The organism is Litorivita sp. NS0012-18 (assembly GCF_040371945.1).
Lineage (GTDB): Bacteria > Pseudomonadota > Alphaproteobacteria > Rhodobacterales > Rhodobacteraceae > Litorivita.
The window spans coordinates 1,842,564-1,859,593 of the sequence record NZ_BAABWS010000001.1 but is presented as its reverse complement, the minus strand read 5'-3'; the positions used below and the strand labels follow the sequence as shown (position 1 = coordinate 1,859,593).

Here is a 17,030-nt window from a genome sequence, read left to right as displayed (position 1 = left end):
GTGCGGCGCATCTATCCCGATCACACCTATGGGCCTGCGCCTCGCGCGCGCTGCTATTGGCCCACAACAGTCTCTAACACGGCGCAAGACCCGCCCCTTTCCGGCGCGCAAAGCACCGATGTCGCGGTCATCGGCGCGGGGTTTACGGGGCTGAACGCGGCGCTGTCGTTGGCGCAAGACGGGGCTCCGGTGACGGTATTGGAGGCCGAAGACATCGGATTTGGCGCATCGGGGCGCAACGGCGGGTTTTGCTGTTTGGGCGGGGCAGCGGTATCGCACAAAAGCCTGACCAAACGCTACGGCGCGCAGGGTGCGCGCGCTTGGTATCGCACCGAGATTGCCGCCATCGAACAGGTCAAATCGACCCTGCACGCGCATGATATCGACGCCGACACCCATTCGAACGGCGAAACCGTCATGGCCCATAGCCCCCGTGCGATGACGCAGATCCGACAATATTGCGCAGAGATAGAGACGCATTACGGCCTCGCGCCGCAAATCATCGAAGGCGAGGACCTCGCCGCGCAGGGGATGAAAGGCGCGTTTTTCGGCGCCATGACCGTGCCCAGCGGTTTTGGCCTCAACCCGATGAAATACCTCGCCGGATTGGCCCGCGCCGCGCGATCCGCCGGCGCGCAAATCCACCCCCATACGCCCGCTCTTCGGATCGAGACCTTGGCCGAGGGGTATCTGCTTCATACGCCCAAAGGCACGCTGCGCTGCAAAAGGCTGATCATTGCCACCAACGGCTATTCCAGTGAGGATGTGCCGCCGTGGATGGCGGGGCGGTTCTTGCCCGCGCAATCCAATGTGCTCGTCACCCGCCAGATGACGCCCGAGGAAATCGCGCGCGGATGGTCGAGCGAGCAGATGGCCTATGACCACCGGTTTTTCCTGCATTACTTTCGCCTGTTGCCCGAGGGGCGGATGCTGTTCGGCATGCGCGGCGGGCTGCGTTCATCCGCGCGCGCGGACCGGCAAACCTTGGCCACCACCCGCAAACATTTCGAGGCGATGTTCCCCGATTGGGCCGATATAGAGACGCCTTTTGCGTGGAACGGGCTCTTGTGCCTCACCTCCGAGCTGGAGCCCTATTGCGGCCCGATTCCCGAAATGGCGGGGGCCTTCACCGGGTTCGGCTATCACGGCAACGGCGTGGCGATGGGCAGCTATGCGGGCGCGATTTTGGCCGATCTGGCGCAGGGGCGCACGCCGCGCCGCCACTATCCGGCGATCATGCAAACCGCGCCGCGGCGCTTGGGATTGGGGCGGTTGCGGCGGCTGGCTTTGGTGCCGCCCTATTTGTTGGGGGCGCTGACAGGCGGGTGAAATAGAGACTATTTCGGCCCAATTCACCCCTGCGGCGTCATGCCAGAGCGCGCTTTGGAGCGCTGCAATCCAAGCCGGTGCTCGCGCCAGATGATCATAACCCCTGCCAAGATTACCAAGGAGGCCCCGCCGATCATCGTGCCCGTGGGCACCTCGTGGAAGATGAAATAGCCAATCGCCAGCGCCATGAGCATCGAGGCGTAATCAAAGGGGGCGACCACCGAAGCATCGGCAAAGCGGTAGGCGGAGGTGAGGAAAATCTGCCCCATTCCGCCCAATATCCCCGCACAGCAAAGCATCACCAATTCGCGCGGCGCGGGCACCACCCATCCGAAGGGAAGGGTCAAAAGCGACAAGAGCGTCGAGGTGATCGAGAAGTAGAAAACGATGGCCGAGGTTTGTTCGCTTTGCACCAGTTTGCGCACATAGATTTGCGCCAGCGCCGCGCAAACCGCCCCCATAAGCACAATGATCGCGCCGACGGCTTCGGCGGTTTGCATCGTCTCGCCTTCGAGAAGCGTCAGGCGCGGCGAGAGGATGATGATCACCCCGACGAGCCCCAAAGCCACGGAAAACATGCGAAAAATCCGCACGTCCTCGCCCAGAAACATCGCCGCGAATATCACCGTCAATAGCGGCGCGGCATAGCCGATGGCGGTCACCTCGGGCAAAGGCAACAGGCCAAGCCCCGCAAACATGCAGCCCATCGCCGCCGTGCCGACAAAACCGCGCCAAAAATGCCCCAAGGGCGAGGCGACCTTGAGCCCGGTGCGCAGATCGCCGCGCGCGGCGAGCCAGACGAGGATCACCGGAATGGCGAGGGCCGAGCGGAAAAACACCGCCTCGCCCGCAGGCACATGGTCAGAGACGGATTTGACCAGCGCGGCCATGAGAATGAACATGGTGACAGAGCAAAGCTTGAAGGCGATGCCTTTGGCCGGATGCATGGCAAGGGTTCCCGTGAGGCGCTGTGATGGCCTCATGGATCGGCAAGGCGGCGGGCAAAGTCAATCACCGGAAACTACGCTATATGAGCGCCGCACAAGGTAAAGGCGGCCCGCAGGCCGCCTTGCTTGTCTTGCCAAATGTGTCTCTAATCCGCGGTTTAGAGCCTAGTTTTGCCGCGGCAAAACCCAATCGGCCCGCGGGAAATGGCAGGTGTACCCATTGGGGATACGTTCGAGATAATCTTGATGCTCCGGCTCGGCCTGCCAAAAATCGCCCACCGGTTCGACCTCGGTCACCACCTTGCCTGGCCACAGGCCGGAGGCCTCGACATCGGCGATGATGCGCAGGGCCTCGGCCTTTTGCGCCTCATCGGCGTAGTAGATCGCAGAGCGATAGGACAGGCCGCGATCATTGCCTTGGCGGTTGAGCGTGGTCGGGTCGTGAATTTGGAAGAAGAACTCCAAAAGCCGCCGGTAGGTGATGCGATCAGGGTCGAAGAGGATCTCGATCGCTTCGGCATGGGTGCCGTGATTGCGGTAGGTGGCATTGGGGACGTCGCCGCCGGAATATCCGACGCGGGTCGTCACCACCCCGGGCAGGCGGCGGATAAGGTCCTGCATCCCCCAAAAACAGCCGCCTGCAAGAACCGCGCGCTCCTCGTTCATTGCGCATCCTCCACTTGATCCAGATAGGCGCCGTAGCCTTCGGCCTCCATCTCCTCTTTGGGGATGAAGCGCAGGGAGGCCGAATTGATGCAGTAGCGCAGCCCGCCGCGATCTTGCGGCCCGTCGGGAAAGACATGGCCGAGGTGGCTGTCGCCATGAGCCGAGCGCACCTCGATGCGGGTCATGCCAAGGCTGTCGTCACGCAACTCGGCAACATGGGCAGGCTCGATCGGTTTGGTAAAGCTGGGCCAGCCGCAGCCGCTGTCGTATTTGTCGGCAGAGGCGAAAAGCGGCTCGCCGGAGACGATATCGACGTAGATGCCGACCTCTTTGTTGCTCAGGTAGGCGCCGGTTCCGGGGCGTTCGGTGCCGCTTTCTTGGGTGACATAGAACTGCTCGGGCGAAAGCGCGGCAATGGCGTCGGGGTCTTTGTGGTAGCGGGTCATGGCGGTCTCCCTCAAATCTGTGCGCCTATTAGATAGACGGATTACGCCGCTTGGAAAGGGGGCTTCACGGCGGCGTGTTTTATGTGTCGGCCATGAGCCGCCGCGCCGCCCATGTTGCCGCGTCGGCAACGGTGGGGTCAGGATCGCAGATCAGGCTCTGAACCTGCGCAAGATGGCTTTGGTCGGCGGAATTGCCGATGGCGTAGAGCACGTTGCGCACGAAGCGATCGCGCCCGATACGTTTGATTGGGGAGCCGGAGAAAAACGCGCGAAACTCCGCATCGTCCAGCGCCGCCAATTCGGCCAGTTTGGGCGCGCGCAGATCATCGCGCGCGTGGTAGCGGACTTCGCGGGCCTCGACGGCGAATTTGTTCCACGGGCAGACCGCAAGGCAATCGTCACAGCCATAGATGCGGTTGCCGAGCAGCGGGCGCAGCGCCTCGTCCACCGGCCCGTGATGCTCGATGGTGAGGTAGGAAATGCAGCGGCGCGCGTCGATTTGATAGGGCGCCGGAAAGGCCCCCGTGGGGCAGATATCGAGACAATTGCGGCACGATCCGCAATGATCGACCTCGGGCGCATCCTCGGGCAACTCCAATGTGGTAAAGACCGAGCCGATGAAAAACCAACTGCCCAGATCACGCGAGACAAGGTTGGTATGTTTGCCCTGCCACCCCATGCCCGCCGCTTGGCCCAGGGGCTTTTCGGGCACCGGCGCGGTATCGACAAACACCTTCACCTCGCAGTCCTGCTCGGCGATCAACCACCGCGCCAGACGCTTGAGGCGCTTTTTGACCAGATCATGATAATCGCGGTTTTGGGCATAAACAGAGACTGCTCCGGCGTCTTTTTGCGCCAGAACCTGCATCGGGTCATGCTGCGGCGTGTAGCTTTCGGCGAGCATGATCACAGAGCGCGCTTCGGGCCAAAGCACCTGCGGCGCGGCGCGCCAGTGTTTGCGATCCTCAAGCCATGCCATTTGCCCGTGATAGCCCGCCTCCAAAAACGCATCGAGCCGCGCGGGCACCTGCGGCACGTCCCACGGGCGACAAATGCGGCAGGCGTCAAAACCTTCGCCGCGGGCCTGCGCGGTGAGGCGATCCTTTAGCGCCTGCATCGGCGCGCGGCTTTAGAAATCAAGATCGGCATAATGCGCGGGCGGCGGGAAACCCGACACCTGATCGGCCAGAATCGAGCGGAAGGCAGGGCGCGATTTGATCTTGGCATACCAATCCTTGAGCGTCTCGGAGCGGTTCCAATCCACGTCGGAGATATAATCAAGCGAGGACAAATGCGCGGCGGCGGCAAAATCGGCCAAGGTCATATTGTCGCCCGCCAGCCAGCGGCGATGCTCCAAAAGCCACGTCATATAATCGAGGTGGTATTTGATCCGCTGTGCGCCGGTTTTGATGTTTTTGCTGTCGGGATATCCGGCCTTCATCACCTTTTTATTGACCCGCTCATAGAGCAGATTGGCGGTGACTTCGTGGTGGAATTTATCGTCGAACCACGACACCAGACGGCGCACCTCATAGCGCGCATCGGCGCCTTGCGGCATCAGGCTCGGTTCGGGATAGGCCTCGTCGAGATATTCGCAAATCGGGGCGCTTTCGGCCATGGTCTTGCCGTCGATTTTGAGAACCGGCACTTTTGCGGCGGGGTTGCGGCGCAAGAAATCGGGGTCCTGCTCCCAATATTTCTCTTCGATCAACTCGCATTCAATCCGCTTTTCGCCAAGCACCAGCCGCACCTTGCGGCAAAACGGGGAGAGCGGAACATGATAAAGCGTGGCCATATGCGCGAACTTTCTAAGCGGTCTTTGCCCACCTGAATGCCCTGTTGCGGCGCGGTTTTCAATCCTCGAAACAGGCGGCGCGCCCATCCGCGCGAATTGTGGCCGCCCCGTCGAGGATTTGCGCGGCGCGGCGGCGGATGCGATCCGACGGCTTGCTGGCCGAGCGGGTTTTGGGGCTGGGCAGGACGGCGGCAAGCCGCGCGGCCTGCACTGCGCTCAAGGCTTCGGGGCCGATGCCGAAGTAGTGGCGCGCGGCGGCCTCGATGCCAAAGACGCCTTCGTCAAATTCGGCGATATTGAGATAGACCTCGATGATCCGCCGCTTTGGCCAGACCGCTTCGACCATCGGCGTCAGCACCGCTTCGAGCGCTTTGCGCAGCCATGAATGCCCGTGCCACAGATAGACGTTTTTGACCACCTGCTGGCTGATGGTCGAGGCCCCGCGCCCCGCGCCTTCGTCCAATGCGGCGCGGATCGCCTTGAGGTCAAACCCCCAATGGGTGCAAAAATTGGCGTCCTCGGCGGCAACCGCCGAGCGGGCCATGACGGGGGCGATGTTTTCAAGCGGCACCCAATGGAAATCCACATCGCCAAGGCGGCGCTCTTCGGCGCGCATATAGTGGCCGATCGTAGGGTTAATGACGCGGTGGGCCAGCACGATCAAAAGCGCCAGTGCGGCAATCCCCAATAGCATACGCCCAGCCCAGCGCCGCACAAAGCGAAGCGGGTTGATGCGGGCGGCGAGGGCCTGCTTGGGGGTTGGTTTTTTCGTCTTCTTTGCCACGCGCCATTCATAGGGCGCGCGCGCAAAAATAAAAAGCCCCGCGAGGCGCTATGGCGTCGCGGGGCCGGTGTTTATGGGCGCGGCCTTTTGGCCGAAACAGAGACTACTGCGCCGGAATAGCACCCTCTTCAAGCGACAAAGGCGCGGGGATGTGGATCAACATTTCCTTCGGGCAGACCTGCACAAAGTTGGCTTTCTCCATGTCCCAATGCTGCAAGATCGCGGCGGCTTTGCGGCTGCCGGTCTCTTCGAGGTGGCGTTCGATCAACCCTTCAAGCTGGCCCAGCCAGTGGTCAACCGTGACGGGGCAGGTCACCAGCGTTTCCATGTTCATCATATCCGCCGCTTTGCCCTCGGGGTCGTAAAGATAGGCCATGCCGCCGGTCATGCCGGCGCCAAAGTTCGCGCCGATCTCGCCAAGGATCACCGCCACGCCGCCGGTCATATATTCACAACCGTTCGACCCGCAGCCCTCGATCACCACGCTGGCCCCCGAGTTGCGCACCGCAAAGCGTTCGCCCGCGCGGCCCGCCGCAAAGAGGAAACCGTCGGTCGCACCGTAAAGCACGGTGTTGCCGATGATGGTGTTGTCGGAGGCGACCAGAGGGCTGGCCATCGGGGGGCGCACCACGATGGTGCCGCCCGACAGACCCTTGCCGACGTAGTCATTCGCATCGCCCGACACCTCAAGCTTCAACCCAGGCGCCGCGAAGGCCCCCAAGGATTGACCCGCGCTGCCCGCCAGTTTGACGGTCAGGTGGTTCGCTTGCAGCGCGTTGCGCATGCCGAAATTGCGCACGATATGGCTCGAGGTGCGGGTGCCGACCGAACGGTGGGTGTTTTGCACCGCATAGCTCAGCTGCATCTTCTCGCCATCTTCCAAGAAACGCGCGGCGTCGCGCACAATCTCGGAATCGAGCGTGTCGGGCACGCTGTTGCGCGGCTTGTTGCGATCATATGCGATGTCTTTGGCGCCATCGACGGTGATCAACAGCGGGTTGAGATCGAGATCGTCCAGATGGTCCGCACCGCGGCTCACTTGGCTGAGCAGATCGGCGCGGCCGATCACCTCGTCGATGCTGCGCGCGCCGATACCCGCGAGGATTTCGCGCACCTCTTGGGCGTAGAAGGTGATCAGGTTGACCACTTTATCCGCCGTGCCGGTGAATTTGGCGCGCAGGGCTTCGTCTTGCGTACACACGCCGACGGGGCAGGTGTTCGATTGGCACTGACGCACCATGATACAGCCCATCGCGATCAACGCGGCGGTGCCGATGCCGTATTCCTCGGCACCCAGCATCGCGGCCATGACGATATCGCGGCCGGTGCGCAACCCGCCATCGGTGCGCAATGTCACCCGCTCGCGCAGGTTGTTCATCGCCAGAACCTGATGCGCCTCGGTGAGGCCCATTTCCCACGGCAGACCGGCGAATTTGATCGAGGTCGCAGGGGAGGCCCCCGTGCCGCCATTGTGGCCCGAGATCAGGATCACGTCGGCTTTGGCCTTGGCCACGCCCGCCGCGATGGTGCCCACGCCCGACGACGCCACCAGCTTCACGGTGACCTTGCAGCGCGGGTTGATCTGTTTGAGGTCATAGATCAACTGCGCCAGATCCTCGATCGAATAGATATCGTGGTGCGGCGGCGGCGAAATCAACGTCACGCCTTTGGTCGAGTGACGCAAACGCGCGATCAGGTCGGTGACCTTCATGCCAGGCAATTGCCCGCCCTCGCCCGGTTTTGCACCTTGGGCGACCTTGATCTCCAACTCTTCGCATTGGTTCAGGTATTCGGCGGTCACGCCAAAGCGGCCCGAAGCGACCTGTTTGATCTTGGCCGAGGGGTTATCGCCATTGGGTTCGGGCACGAAATGCGCCGGATCTTCGCCGCCCTCGCCGCTGTCGGATTTCGCGCCGATGCGGTTCATTGCGACGTTGAGCAATTTATGCGCCTCGGGGCTGAGCGCGCCCAAGGACATGCCAGGGGTCACGAACCGTTTGCGGATCGAGGTGATGCTTTCGACCTCTTCGATGGGGATCGCTTTGCCCAAAGGTTTGATCGCCAGCACATCGCGCAGATGGGTCGGCGCATTGGATTGCATCGCCTTGGAATATTGCTTCCACAGCTCATAAGAGGCGCGGTTACAGGCGGCTTGCAACAGGTGCATGTTCTGCGCGCCCCATGCGTGGGTCTCGCCCGATTTACGCGCCTTGTAGAACCCGCCGATGGGCAGGATTTCCGACCCCGAGGCCCAGCCTTTGGCATGGACTTCTTCGGCTTTGGTTTGAATGCCCGACACGCCGATGCCCGAAATGCGCGAGAGCATACCTGGGAAAAACTCGGCGCACATGGCGCGCGACAGGCCGACGGCCTCGAAGTTCAAACCGCCGCGATAAGAAGAGATCACCGAGATGCCCATTTTGGCCATGATCTTGAGCAATCCGGCATCCACCGCCTCGCGGTAGCGCTGCACGTTTTCCGACAAAGTGCCGTCCAGAAGGCCGCGCTCGATCCGGGCGGCAATGCTGTCCTCGGCGAGGTAGGCGTTGACGATGGTCGCGCCGCAACCGATCAGCACGGCGAAATAATGCGGGTCGATACATTCGGCCGCGCGCACCCCGAGCGAGCAGAAGGTGCGCAGCCCCTTTTGCGTCAGCCAGCTATGGACCGCCGAGGTGGCAAGGATCATCGGCATGCCGACCTTGCCCTCACCCTGCTCCATATCGGACAGAACGATATGCCCGCCGCCCGAACGCACCGCGTCCTCGGCTTCGGCGCGAATCCGGTCAAGCGCCGCACGCAGCGCGCCCTTGCCGCCGCCCGCAGGGAAGGTGCAATCGATCACCGTCAGATCGGCGTTGAAATATTTGGTCAGCTCGTCGAATTGCGCATTGGCGACGAAGGGGCTTTCGAGCACCAGAATTTCGGTCTGGGCCGAGCTTTCGTCGAGCACGTTCTTGAGGTTGCCGAACCGCGTTTTGAGGCTCATGACGCGGAATTCGCGCAGGCTGTCGATCGGCGGGTTGGTCACCTGCGAGAAGTTCTGGCGGAAGAAATGCGACAGCGGGCGGTATTGTTTGGACAAAACCGCAGAAGGCGTATCATCACCCATCGAGGCGAGGGTTTCCTTGCCATCCTCGGCCATGGGCGCGAGGATTTGTTCAAGCTCTTCAATGGAATAGCCTGCCGCGATTTGACGGCGGCGCAGATCGGCGCCCGAATAAACCGCGCTTTCCTCGATATTGCCAAGCACCTCTTCGAGGTCTTTGATCTTGCCGACCCAATCGCCGAAGGGCTGGCTTGCGGCCAGTTTGTCCTTGATGTCGGTGTCGTGGTAAAGCTTGCCCTCGGCCATATCCACGGCCAGCATCTGCCCCGGACCCAGCGCGCCTTTTTCGACCACGGCGGCCTCGTCAAAGGGCACCATGCCCGCCTCGGAACCGGCGATCAGGATGCCGTCGCCGGTCACCACATAGCGCATCGGGCGCAGGCCGTTGCGGTCCAGACCCGCGCAGACCCAGCGGCCATCGGTCATGGCCAGCGCGGCGGGGCCGTCCCATGGCTCCATCACGGAGTTCACATAGGAATACATGTCGCGCCATGCTTCGGGCAATTCGACCGCCTGTTTGGACCAGCTTTCGGGCACCAGCATGGTTTTGGCCATGGGCGCATTGCGGCCCGCGCGCACCAGAACCTCGAACACCGCATCCAGAGCCGCCGAATCCGACGAGCCGCCCGGAATGATGGGTTTGATGTCCTCGGCCAGTTCGCCAAAGGCGCTCGACGCCATGCGGATCTCGTGGCTTTTCATCCAGTTGAGGTTGCCCTTGAGCGTGTTGATCTCGCCGTTATGGGCGAGCATGCGGAAGGGCTGTGCCAGCCACCATTGCGGGAAGGTGTTGGTCGAATAGCGCTGGTGATAGATCGCAAAGGCGCTTTCGAAACGTTCGTCTTCGAGATCGGGGTAGAAAACCGCGACCTGTTCGGCCAGCATCATGCCCTTGTAGATGATCGAGCGGCAGGACAGCGAACAGATATAAAGCGCGCCCACGCCCTGCGCGGCGGCGGCTTTTTCGATGCGGCGGCGGATCACGTAAAGCTCGCGCTCGAAGGTCTCTTCATCCACGCCTTTGGAGTTCGAGATCAGGATTTGCTCGATCTCGGGGCGGGTCGCATTGGCCTTGTCGCCGAGGCAGTCGATATCCACCGGCACATGGCGCCAGCCATAGATATAATAGCCCATGCGCAGCACTTCGCTCTCGACGATGGTCCGGCAGGTTTCCTGCGCGCCAAAATCGGTGCGCGGCAAGAACACCTGACCGACGGCCATCAATTCGCCCATGCGCGGCTCGTGGCCGGTGCGGCGGATCTGGTCGTAGAAGAAGGGCACGGGGATTTGCACGTGGATGCCCGCGCCATCGCCGGTCTTGCCATCCGCATCGACCGCCCCGCGGTGCCAGATCGCCTTGAGCGCGGTGATGCCATTGGCGACAACGGCGCGCGAGGGTTTGCCGTCGACCGACACCACGAGACCCACACCACAAGACGAATGCTCATGCTCCTCGCGGAACATGCCGTTCTCTTCCATCCACTGGCGTTTGGCGGCTTCGGCAGCGGCCCAGCTTGCGTCATATTTGGTCATGCGTCTTCTCCACATTTGCCCCCGCAGGGGACAGCCTTGACAGGCCCGTTTTCGCGGCTCTTACGAACCCTCGTCTGTTTGCCACGTCGGCGCGAAATGCTCGCGCGCGTATCGGGCATAGTCTTGCACGGCCTTTTTGAGGGCCTTGCGATCGCCGGTCAGCTTGGCTGCCACGGCTTTGTTCAACACGCCTGCTGCCTTCATCTTTTCCGCCGCGTCATGGCCGCAGCGGGGCAACATATTCATCGTCAGGTTTGCCGCTTCGGGCAAAAGAGCCGCCTGCGCCTGATCCTTCTTTTGTTTGCGCCCGAAGGTCACATAAAATTCGGTCCCGCCCTGCTCGGTCACCACGTCACCGGCGGTTTTCACCGGATAGGTGCCGTGGTTCTTCATCACCCCGAGCCAGCGGTCTTCTTGCACCAGATCGGGGTGCATCGAGACCTGCGGCACAAAGGCCGCCACGCGGGTGACCGGCACAAACCGCGGCAAGATCATCGCGCCATAGCCGCCCATCGAATTGCCGATGGTGACAATCTCGGTGACCTCCTCCATATCGCGGATGCGGGTCACGTAATCGACGATCTTCTCCATCAACCCCGCGCGCGAATACCAGCTCCAGCGCAGATCACTCACAAACAACACCTTGTTTTGCCCGCCCATCGACGCCGCGCCCAAAAAATCGTCTCGCGGGCTGCCGTCGTCGTGGCGGTGTTGGATCGAGGTGAAAGAGACGACCATGCGCGGACCGCTCCCTGCGAGCCACCGCAAGCGCAGCGTCTCATCCTCTAAAATATCCTCCACCTCCTTGGCGGTGCTCAAACTTACACTTCCTTAATCACATGCGTCAGCAGGGCTGACATTGCTACAGTCCGGCATCGGCGCGCAGAACCGACAAAATACCGACGTTTTACCGACGCGATACAGCCCGCGATATTTAGGGCCGCTGCACCGGTGGTTTCGCGCTTTATTCGGCGGCGATCTCCTTGGCCCCTTCGAGGTAGGTCAGGATCGCTTCGGCGCTGTCGCGCCCGTCCTTGATCGCCCAAACCACAAGGCTCGCGCCGCGCACGATATCGCCCACGGCATAGACGCCTTCGAGCGAGGTTGCGCCGCTGGTAAAGGCGGCTTTGATCGTGCCCCAACGGGTGACTTCCAATTCCGGCGTATCCCACAATGCGGGGATGTCTTCGGGCTCGAAACCGAGCGCCTTGACCACCAGATCGGCCTCTTCGACGTAATCGGCGCCTTCGATGACTTCGGGGCTTTGACGGCCCGAGGCATCGGGCGCGCCGAGGCGCATTTTTTGCACCATCACGCCCGAGACGGGATCACCGGCAAAGCCTTTGGGCGCGGCGAGCCAGACAAATTCGACGCCTTCTTCTTCTGCATTTTGCACCTCGCGCTGCGAGCCGGGCATATTGGCACGATCGCGGCGATAGAGGCATTTGACCGAGGTCGCGCCTTGGCGGATCGCGGTGCGCACACAGTCCATCGCCGTGTCGCCGCCGCCGATGACGACGACCTTCTTGCCCTTGGCGTTCAGCTCGCCGCTCTCGTATTCCTCGACGGTGTCGCCAAAGTTCACGCGGTTGGAGGCGGTGAGGTAGTCAATCGCCCGCACAATGCCGTCGCTGCCCGCGCCAGGCCCTTGCAAATCACGGGTTTTATAGACGCCCGTGGCGATCATCACCGCGTCGTGTTTGCCGCGGATGGCGTCAAAGCTGATGTCTTCGCCGACGGTGCAATTGAGCACAAACTCGACGCCCGATTGTTCCAGTTGCGCGATGCGGCGCATGACCACATCCTTCTCCAGCTTGAAGCCCGGAATGCCGTAGGTGAGCAATCCGCCCGCGCGGTCATAGCGGTCATAAACCGTGACCTGCACGCCCGCGCGGCGCAACACATCCGCCGCCGCCAGACCGCCCGGACCCGCGCCGATGATGCCGACCGATTGGTCGCGCTCGACGCTCGGGGTGATCGGTTTGACCCAACCGTTTTCCCACGCGGTGTCGGTGATGTATTTTTCGACCGAACCGATGGTCACGGTGCCGTGGCCCGATTGCTCGATGACGCAATTGCCCTCGCACAGACGGTCCTGCGGGCAGATGCGGCCACAGATTTCGGGGAAAGTATTGGTGGCTTGGCTGACCTGATAGGCCTCTTCCAAACGGCCCGTCGCCGTGAGGTTGAGCCAGTCGGGAATATTGTTGTGCAGCGGGCAATGCGATTGGCAATAGGGCACGCCGCACTGGCTGCAGCGGCTGGCCTGCTCCTCGGCCTTGGCACGGGCGAACTCGGCGTAAATCTCGTCGAAATCCTGATTGCGTAGACCTGCGTCACGCTTCTCGGGCATATCCCGCCCGACCGTCACAAATTTCAGCATCGGTTGCTTCGCCATTGCGCTGCCTCCTGAAGGTTCATGATTGCCCAAAAAGGGCGTTGCGCAGGGTCTATACAGATCGAGACAGGAATAAAAGTCATAAAAGCTGACTTATTATTGAGAAAGGGGCGGAAATTGCGGCTTGCGGCGCAAATTTATGCGAATATTAGGACCGATACGGACCAAACAAGCCCCTTCCCTTCCCGCTTGGAAGTTTTATAGCTGATTCTCAACAGTTTCGGGAATATCTCTATGAGCCTCTTCCATCTTTTCCTCGTCGCCGTGATTCAGGGTCTGACCGAGTTTTTGCCGGTCTCGTCCTCCGGCCACCTGATCCTTTTGCCGAAACTCACCGGCATGGCGGACCAAGGGTTGATGATCGACGTCGCGGTGCATATCGGCACGCTGTTTGCGGTGGTTTTGTATTTCTGGCGCGACGTCGCCATGGGCCTTGCGGGTATCCCGCGGATGGTCACGGGGCGCATCGACACCGAAGGGTCCAAGCTGGCGTTTTTGTTGATGATTGCGACGGTGCCAGTGATCGTGGTGGGATTGATCCTTAAGGTAACAGGGCTGAGCGATATGATGCGCTCGGTCGCGGTGATCGGATGGGCGATGTTGATCTTTGGCGTGGTGCTCTATTGGGCGGACCAGCGCGGCGCGCAGACCAAACAGACTGCCGATTGGTCCCTCGCCGATGCGATCAAAATGGGCCTGTGGCAAGCCGTTGCCCTGATCCCTGGCACCTCGCGGTCGGGCATCACCATCACGGGGGCGCGGCAGATGGGCTACGGGCGCGAATCTGCGGCCAAGCTTTCGATGCTCATGTCGATCCCGACGATCATGGCCAGCGGCATTTTGCTGGGGCTTGATGTGGTCAAGGCGGGGGATTGGAGCGCGGCGCGCGATGCGGGGATCGCGGCGGCTTTCGCCTTTGTCGCGGCGCTCTTGGCGCTGGTCTTGATGATGCGATTGCTACGCTCGGTCAGCTTCACGCCCTATGTGATCTACCGCGTGATCTTGGGCGTGATCCTTTTGGGCATCGCCTATAGTTGATGCAAAACGCCCGCGCGGGTCTCGCACGGGCGCTTCATTGCATATAGATCAGGCCAAACGCCGCCTATTGAACACGCAGGTTCTTGGCCGATTCCTTGATCGCGGAATATTGCCCCGAGGGGCGGAAGCGCCACAGATACTCGGGCAAGATCGCGCCCATATTGGCGGGGGGGATGCCCAGATCGGCAAAGGTTTTCTCGCCGCCGCTGACGATGTTATCCACGCGCAGATTGCGGACCTGATCGGAGGTGACGGGCGCTTTGACGATGCCAAGCGACAGCTTTTGCACGCCCCCGAAGACCGAGGCCATAATGCCGGCCATCCAGAACGGCAGGTTGACGATCACACGGCGGCGGCGGATCACCTCGCACATGCGCTGCATCAGGGTGCGGAAATCTTCGACGTCCGGCCCACCCAATTCAAAGATGCCGCCCGCAACCGCGCCTTCGGCGCCCAAGGCCGCGGCATGGGCCACATCCTCGACATAGACCGGTTGAAACTTAGTCGCCGCGCCGACGACCGGTAGGATCGGGCTGATCGCGGCCATCTGCGCGAAGCGGTTAAAAAACGCGTCCTCGGCGCCGAAAATGATCGACGGGCGCAGGATCATCGCATCCGGCATGTGGTCCAGAACGGCGGCCTCACCTGCGGCTTTGGTGCGGGCATACTCGCTGTTTGAGCCCGCATCCGCGCCCAGCGCCGAGACATGCACCATGCGCGCCACGCCGCTTTCGGCGGCGATACGGGCAACGCGGGCCGCGCCGTCTTTTTGCACGGCTTCAAAGCTGTTCTTGCCGCTTTCTTCCAAGATGCCCACGCAGTTGACCACCACATCGGCCCCCTGCATTGCGGCGCGCACCGAGGCGTCGTCGCGAATGTTGCACAAGATCGGTTCGACCTGTCCCGGAGTGCCGTAGGGCCGCACGAACATCGCCTCATTGGGGCGGCGCACGGCCACGCGCACGCGCCATCCGTCCTTGGCCATGCGGCGGGCGATGTAACGGCCGACGAATCCCGATCCGCCGTAAATGGTGACAAGTTTCGACATGAGGCAGGCCTCCGATTGAGGAAAATACACCGCCTTTCCTAGACCTTGACGCCCCCTGCGGCAAGGTGATTTGCGCGACATGCTAAAAACCCCATGAATCCTTATTGACAGCACCGGACCGTGGGTCTAAACGCCGCTCCACGCACCTGTGCCCAGGTGGCGGAATGGTAGACGCGCTAGCTTCAGGTGCTAGTACTCGCAAGGGTGTGGAGGTTCGAGTCCTCTCCTGGGCACCAAATTCCCCGACGATTATCACCTTTGACCCGCCTCGCACATACACGCCCGCACAGGCGGCAGCGCGCTTGATACGTGCCACGTGGCTTGCAGGCGCACGCGCCCTGTGGAACACAGAAGGGCAAGGCAGTTTATCGTTTGAGGGGGAGAGCGGCGGATGGGCTTTGAGACACTGGATGTGACGCGCGACGGGCGCGGGGTGATGTCGCTGCAACTGGATTTGCCGGAAAAACGCAATGCGCTCTCGGCGCAGATGCTGGCGGAATTGACGCAATTCGCCCAAGAGGTGAGCGCCGACACCGGCGTGCGGGCCGTTGTTTTGTCGGGCAAGGGCGATCTGTTTTGCGCGGGCGGCGATTTGACGTGGATGATGGCGCAGATCAAAGCCGACCGGCAAACACGGATGCGCGAGGCACGCAAGCTGGCCGAAATGCTCGGTGCGCTGAACACGATGCGCGCGCCGCTGATCGGCAAAATCCATGGATCGGCCTTTGGCGGTGCGGTCGGTATGGCCTCGGTGTGCGACGTGGTGATCGCGGTGGAGGGCACGAAATTCGGCTTTACCGAAACGCGGCTGGGGATCATTCCGGCCACCATCGGGCCTTATGTTCTGGCCCGTATGGGCGAGGGGCGCGCGCGGCAGGTGTTCATGTCGGCCCGCGTTTTTGACGCCCGCGAGGCGCAGGGGCTTGGCCTCGTTAAATCCGTGGTCAGCGCCGATCAGATCGAGGCTGCTGTCGAAGCCGAGGTCGCGCCCTATCTGGCGGTGGCGCCGGGGGCGGTCGGGCGCGCCAAGGCCCTCGCGCGGATGCTCGGCCCGCGCATCGACGATGCGGTGATCGACGCGACAATTGTCGCGTTGGCCGATGCATGGGAAAGCGAAGAGGCCATCGAGGGCATCGCGGCGTTTTTGGAAAAGCGCAAGGCAAGCTGGGCCTGAGCACGCTCGGGCACCGTCCCCCCCTCTCCCCCGTATCTTCCGCGATAGACAGGGCCGCGCCGCGCGCCTAACGTGGCCGCGAATGGCGCCGCAGCGCGCCGCGTCTGGGAGGACAAATCCATGCAGCTTATCCATTCGCCCGCCTCGCCCTTTGTGCGCAAAGTCTGCGTTTTGATGGAGGAGGTCGGCCTCGCGGATCAGATCGAGAAAATCTCGGTCGCCACCTCGGCGCTCAATACCGCGCCCGAAGCCGCCGCCGCCAACCCCACCGGCAAGATCCCTGCCCTGATCCGCACCGACGGCCCCGCGATCTACGACAGCCGCGTGATTTGCCGCTACCTTGATGACAAGGCGCAATCGGGCCTCTACCCCGAGGCGCGATTGTGGGAGGTTTTGACGCTCGAAGCGACGGCGGATGCCATCATGGAATCGGGCGTGACGATGGTCTATGAGGCGCGGCTGCGCCCTGCGGAAAAGGTTTTCGACGGCTGGGTCGAGGCACAATGGGGCAAGATCGAGCGCGCCCTATCGGTGATCAACGAGCGCTGGATGAGCCATTTGAACGGCCCGCTGGACATGAGCCATATTGCCGTGGCCTGCGCGCTTGGCTATCTGGATTTTCGCATGGATGATCGCGGTTGGCGCAAGGGCAATGATGCTCTGGACGATTGGTATGCCGCGTTTTCGCAGCGCGCGTCCATGACGGAGACCGCGCCCGAGTGACGGCGCAAAGGCAGGGCGCAGCGCGCTCTGAGCAGGACAC

At 62.0% G+C, this 17,030-nt stretch carries 14 protein-coding genes and 1 tRNA gene; 5 read left to right on the top strand and 10 right to left on the bottom strand.

What is annotated here, in order from left to right; all coding sequences use genetic code 11:
- On the top strand, positions 1 to 1,329 hold the full coding sequence (locus ABWV64_RS08925; protein ID WP_353344187.1) for an NAD(P)/FAD-dependent oxidoreductase: 1,329 nt from the start codon (positions 1 to 3) through the stop codon (positions 1,327 to 1,329).
- A gap of 23 nt (positions 1,330 to 1,352) precedes the next feature.
- Here ABWV64_RS08925 and ABWV64_RS08920 read toward each other — a convergent pair whose 3' ends face one another.
- The 9 genes from ABWV64_RS08920 to ABWV64_RS08880 all read right to left on the bottom strand — a co-directional run bounded on the left by ABWV64_RS08920 (position 1,353) and on the right by ABWV64_RS08880 (position 13,007).
- Positions 1,353 to 2,276, bottom strand: a complete 924-nt coding sequence (locus ABWV64_RS08920) for a DMT family transporter (protein WP_353344185.1) — start codon at positions 2,274 to 2,276, stop codon at positions 1,353 to 1,355.
- A 165-nt stretch (positions 2,277 to 2,441) separates the two neighbouring features.
- The gene (msrA, locus tag ABWV64_RS08915) at positions 2,442 to 2,942 is read right to left on the bottom strand and encodes a peptide-methionine (S)-S-oxide reductase MsrA (protein WP_353344183.1); all 501 of its coding nucleotides are present in this window, start codon (positions 2,940 to 2,942) and stop codon (positions 2,442 to 2,444) included.
- Positions 2,939 to 3,388 (bottom strand): peptide-methionine (R)-S-oxide reductase MsrB, encoded by a 450-nt coding sequence (msrB, locus tag ABWV64_RS08910; protein ID WP_353344181.1) that lies wholly within the window; start codon positions 3,386 to 3,388, stop codon positions 2,939 to 2,941. The genes msrA and msrB overlap by 4 nt, the downstream gene beginning before the upstream one ends.
- Positions 3,389 to 3,467: 79 nt before the next feature.
- Positions 3,468 to 4,505, bottom strand: a complete 1,038-nt coding sequence (queG, locus tag ABWV64_RS08905) for a tRNA epoxyqueuosine(34) reductase QueG (protein WP_353344179.1) — start codon at positions 4,503 to 4,505, stop codon at positions 3,468 to 3,470.
- 12 nt (positions 4,506 to 4,517) lie between these two features.
- Positions 4,518 to 5,183, bottom strand: coding sequence for an FtsZ-binding protein FzlA (fzlA, locus tag ABWV64_RS08900; RefSeq protein WP_353344177.1), 666 nt, complete (start codon positions 5,181 to 5,183; stop codon positions 4,518 to 4,520).
- Positions 5,184 to 5,241: 58 nt separating this feature from the next.
- Positions 5,242 to 5,877, bottom strand: a complete 636-nt coding sequence (gene mtgA, locus ABWV64_RS08895) for a monofunctional biosynthetic peptidoglycan transglycosylase (protein WP_353344175.1) — start codon at positions 5,875 to 5,877, stop codon at positions 5,242 to 5,244.
- Positions 5,878 to 6,070: 193 nt separating this feature from the next.
- Complete coding sequence (gene gltB / locus ABWV64_RS08890) at positions 6,071 to 10,609, bottom strand: glutamate synthase large subunit (RefSeq protein ID WP_353344173.1); 4,539 nt, start codon at positions 10,607 to 10,609, stop codon at positions 6,071 to 6,073.
- A 60-nt stretch (positions 10,610 to 10,669) separates the two neighbouring features.
- Positions 10,670 to 11,428, bottom strand: coding sequence for a hypothetical protein (locus ABWV64_RS08885; RefSeq protein WP_353344171.1), 759 nt, complete (start codon positions 11,426 to 11,428; stop codon positions 10,670 to 10,672).
- 145 nt (positions 11,429 to 11,573) lie between these two features.
- Positions 11,574 to 13,007 (bottom strand): NAD(P)-dependent oxidoreductase, encoded by a 1,434-nt coding sequence (locus tag ABWV64_RS08880; protein ID WP_353344169.1) that lies wholly within the window; start codon positions 13,005 to 13,007, stop codon positions 11,574 to 11,576.
- Between the two features lie 234 nt (positions 13,008 to 13,241).
- Between ABWV64_RS08880 and ABWV64_RS08875 the strand changes: the two genes are divergently transcribed.
- Positions 13,242 to 14,045 (top strand): undecaprenyl-diphosphate phosphatase, encoded by an 804-nt coding sequence (locus ABWV64_RS08875; protein ID WP_353344167.1) that lies wholly within the window; start codon positions 13,242 to 13,244, stop codon positions 14,043 to 14,045.
- A 64-nt stretch (positions 14,046 to 14,109) separates the two neighbouring features.
- Here ABWV64_RS08875 and ABWV64_RS08870 read toward each other — a convergent pair whose 3' ends face one another.
- Positions 14,110 to 15,093 (bottom strand): complex I NDUFA9 subunit family protein, encoded by a 984-nt coding sequence (locus ABWV64_RS08870; RefSeq protein ID WP_353344165.1) that lies wholly within the window; start codon positions 15,091 to 15,093, stop codon positions 14,110 to 14,112.
- A gap of 150 nt (positions 15,094 to 15,243) precedes the next feature.
- Between ABWV64_RS08870 and ABWV64_RS08865 the strand changes: the two genes are divergently transcribed.
- From ABWV64_RS08865 to ABWV64_RS08855, 3 genes are all read left to right on the top strand, one after another.
- Positions 15,244 to 15,329: transfer RNA gene (locus ABWV64_RS08865), tRNA-Leu, on the top strand.
- 155 nt (positions 15,330 to 15,484) lie between these two features.
- Positions 15,485 to 16,267 (top strand): crotonase/enoyl-CoA hydratase family protein, encoded by a 783-nt coding sequence (locus ABWV64_RS08860; RefSeq protein WP_353344163.1) that lies wholly within the window; start codon positions 15,485 to 15,487, stop codon positions 16,265 to 16,267.
- A gap of 120 nt (positions 16,268 to 16,387) precedes the next feature.
- On the top strand, positions 16,388 to 16,990 hold the full coding sequence (locus ABWV64_RS08855; protein ID WP_353344161.1) for a glutathione S-transferase: 603 nt from the start codon (positions 16,388 to 16,390) through the stop codon (positions 16,988 to 16,990).
- Positions 16,991 to 17,030: the final 40 nt, after the last annotated feature.